The organism is Microbacterium sp. zg.Y909, assembly GCF_024626565.1.
The window spans coordinates 1-3,436 of the sequence record NZ_JANJFJ010000439.1 but is presented as its reverse complement, the minus strand read 5'-3'; the positions used below and the strand labels follow the sequence as shown (position 1 = coordinate 3,436).

Annotated in this window: 2 protein-coding genes; one reads left to right on the top strand and one right to left on the bottom strand. The window is 70.8% G+C overall.

The features are described from left to right. Positions 1-15: 15 nt before the first annotated feature. Positions 16-2,394 carry an HAD-IC family P-type ATPase gene (locus tag NQ160_RS20920; protein WP_257517007.1) on the bottom strand — a complete coding sequence of 793 codons (2,379 nt, stop codon included), beginning with the start codon at positions 2,392-2,394 and terminating at the stop codon, positions 16-18. A gap of 240 nt (positions 2,395-2,634) precedes the next feature. Between NQ160_RS20920 and NQ160_RS20915 the strand changes: the two genes are divergently transcribed. After that, positions 2,635-3,436, top strand: an 802-nt coding sequence (locus NQ160_RS20915) for an ABC transporter substrate-binding protein (RefSeq protein ID WP_257517006.1), incomplete at its 3' end; no start/stop codon positions are given.

Genomic DNA, 3,436 nt, shown 5'->3' with positions numbered 1-3,436 from the left:
CCGCGCCCAGCCGCGTCACCCCCGGCGCCCCACCCCCGCGTCGCGTGCGAGCACGCGGCCCTGCACCAGTCGCACCACCGTGATGAGCACAGCGCCTGCGGCGACCGTGACGGCCAGCGCGGTCACGGTCGTCGGGCTGAGCGCGACGAGCTCGAAGAAGTCGCGCGAGATCGGCACGAGGTACATCAGCGCCAGGCCGCCGATCATGGCGGCGACGATCCCCACGGTGACGAGGGTGAGCGGCCGCGCCAGCACAGCGAGGATCCACAGCCCCAGCATGCCGAGCACGAGCGTCGCGCCGGCGCGCACCTCGATCTCGGGGATGCCGCGCGCGGCGAGCACGCGGGTGTAGACGGCGATGCCCGCCGCGACGACGACGCCCGCCGGCACCGCGAACGACAGCGACCGCCGCAGAAACCCCGGGATGTAGCGGCGCGCGTTCGGGATGAGCGCGAGGAAGAACGCCGGGATGCCGATGGTGAGCCCGTCGGTGAGTGACAGCTGCCGGGGGAGGAACGGGAAGGGGAGGAAGAGCACCCCGAAGGTGATCGCCAGCACCGTGGCGTATGCCGTCTTCGTGAGGAACAGCATCGACACCCGCTCGATGTTGGCGATCACCTGCCGGCCCTCGGCCACCACCGCCGGCAGGTGCGAGAACTTGCCGTCCAGCAGCACGAGGCGCGCGACGGCCTTGGTGGCGGCGGAGCCGGAGTTCATCGCGACGCCGATGTCGGCCTCTTTGATGGCGAGGGCGTCGTTGACACCGTCGCCGGTCATCGCGACGGTGTGGCCCGCCGCCTTCAGCGCGACCACCATGCGCCGCTTCTGGTCGGGTGTGACCCGGCCGAATACGACGTTCTGCTCGAGCACGCGGGCGAGCTCGCCGTCGTCGTCGGGCAGCCGGCGGGCGTCGAAGCCGTGCGCGGCGTCGAGCCCCACGTCGCGGGCGATGGCCGCAACCGTCTGCGGGTTGTCGCCCGAGAGGATGCGCACCGCGACGTCCTGCGCGGCGAAATAGGACAGGGTCTGCGCGGCATCCGGGCGGATCCGCTCGCGAAAGGTCAGCAGCGCGACGGGCACGGCGTCAGCGGGCACCGTCTCGTCGCCGGTGCGGGTGCCGCGCGCGAGCACGAGGGTGCGGCGCCCGCGCGCCGCCAGCTCCGCGGCCTGCGCCGCCATGCGGCCGACGTCCGAATCGGGCGGCGCGGCGCCGGCGAAGACCATCTCGGGGGCGCCCATCACCCACATGCCGTCGGCGAAGGTGACCGCGCTCCACTTGCGCGCGGAGGAGAACGGCACCTGGTCTGACGCCTCCTCCTCCCGCGCCTCGGTGAACGACGCAGCGAGGCTGCCGGCCGTCGCGTTGGCCGCGGGCTGCACCGCGTACCAGCCGAGCACCGCCTTCCACCCGGGCACCTCGACCAGAGGATAGGAAGCGTCGAACACCACGTCGCCCTGCGTGAGGGTGCCGGTCTTGTCCAGGCAGATCACGTCGACGCGGGCGAGCCCCTCGACCGCGGCCAGTTCCTGCACCAGCACCTGCTGGCCGGCCAGCCGCACGGCGCCCACCGCGAACGCGATGCTCGTCATCAGCACCAGTCCCAGGGGGATCATGGCGATGATCGCGGCGATCGCGGAGGTCGCCGCCTCACGCCACGCGCCGCTCTGCCACGCCTGCGCCCACCCGCCCTGCGCGACCATCTGCGAGTTGAGCACCAGCAGGGCCACCGGGAAGATGATCCACGTCACCCAGGTGAGCACTCGGTCGATCGAGGAACGCAGCTCGGATGCCACGAGCGAGAACCGCTTCGCCTCGTCGGTCAGTGAGTTGGCGAACGATTCCGCGCCGACGCGGTCGACGCGGGCCAGTCCCGAACCCTCGACGATGACCGAACCCGACAGCACCCGCTCGCCGGAGGTCTTGTCCACGGGCTCGGATTCGCCGGTGAGGAGGGATTCGTCCACCTGCAGGCCGTCGGCATCGATCACCTCGGCATCCGCCGGGATCTGATCTCCCGCTCGCAGCACGAGCAGGTCGCCGAGCACGACGTCGTCCACCGCGACGGTTGCCTCGGCGCCGTCGCGCCGTACCCGGGCGGTCGGCGCGTTGAGCAGGGCCAGCCGGTCCAGCGCCCCCTTGGCGCGGAACTCCTGCACGCTGCCGATCACGGTGTTGGCCAGCGCGCTCAGTCCGAAGAGGGCATCCTGCCAGCGGCCGATCACGAGCAGCAACGTGAAGCAGCCCAGCACGAGCGCGTTGAACAGGGTCAGCACGTTGGCGCGGATGATGCTCCACGCGCTGCGGCTGGTGTGCTCCTGGTAGGCGTTGGTCTGCCCGGCCGCGACGCGCTGCTGCACCTCCTGCGCGGTGAGGCCCGAGACAGCAGCATCCATGGGGCCTCCGCACGCCTGTCGGTACGCGTTCAGAGTAGGCGGGCGGGCGGCGCGGCGGGAGGGTGCGCGTTTCGTCTCGGGCGCGGCGCGCCCCGCTCAACGGCCGGTGCAGGCTTGCGCGGGAATGGTAGACCTCTGGCGGGCGCGACTCAATCACTGTCCGCGCCGGTGGCCATGTGCTTGCATCAGCGCAAGCGTTTCCCCAGGGCGCTGCGCAACGAGGCGGCGGAAGGACGACGGATGCCTGTTTCCACACGGTCGACGAGGCGCACACGCCGAGCGATCGGCGCCACCCTCACCGTGGCGCTCGCCGCGACCCTCGCCGCCTGCGCCGGCGGCAGTGGCCCCACCGAGATCCGCTTCCACCTCAGCAAGCCCGAGGCGATCCCGTACTTCCGGGAGCTCATCTCGGAGTACAACTCCTCGCAAGACGACGTGCGCGTCGTCTTCGACACCTCGTCCAACCTGCAGGCCGGGTTCTTGCGCGGCAACCCGCCCGACCTCGGGCTGCTCAACTACAACATGGAGATGGCCCGCTTCATGGAGCGCGGCGCCCTCAGTGACCTCAGCGACATGCCCGAGGCCGACCGCATCCTCCCCGAGGTGCAGGACCTCGTCGACCAGTACGCCACCTACCCCGGCCGCACCAGCGTGCTGCCGTACTCGGTGATGGCGGCATCGGTCATCTACAACCAGGAGATCTTCGAGCAGCAAGGTCTCGAGGTGCCGCAGACGTGGGATGAGCTGAAAGCGGTCTGCGACCAGCTGCTGGATGCCGGCATCACTCCGTTCTACGCGACCTTCAAGGACCCTTGGACGGTGGGGCAGGGATGGTTCGACTACACCGTCGGCGGCTCGGTCGACGTCGCCGGTTTCTTCGAGGAACTGAACGAGCTGGGCACCGACGTCGGCCCTGACTCCGAGGTGTCGTTCGCGACCACCCTCGCCGAGCCCGTCGAGCGCATGACCGAGCTGACCTCCGCCTACGTCAACCCGGATGCCGCCAGTCGCGCGTACGGCGACGGCAACCTCGCCTTCGCCA

What these genes read in the sequence shown, in the direction of transcription:
- NQ160_RS20920 (WP_257517007.1), bottom strand. Translation starts at nt 2,394, where the DNA reads ATGGATGCTGCTGTCTCGGGCCTCACCGCGCAGGAGGTGCAGCAGCGC.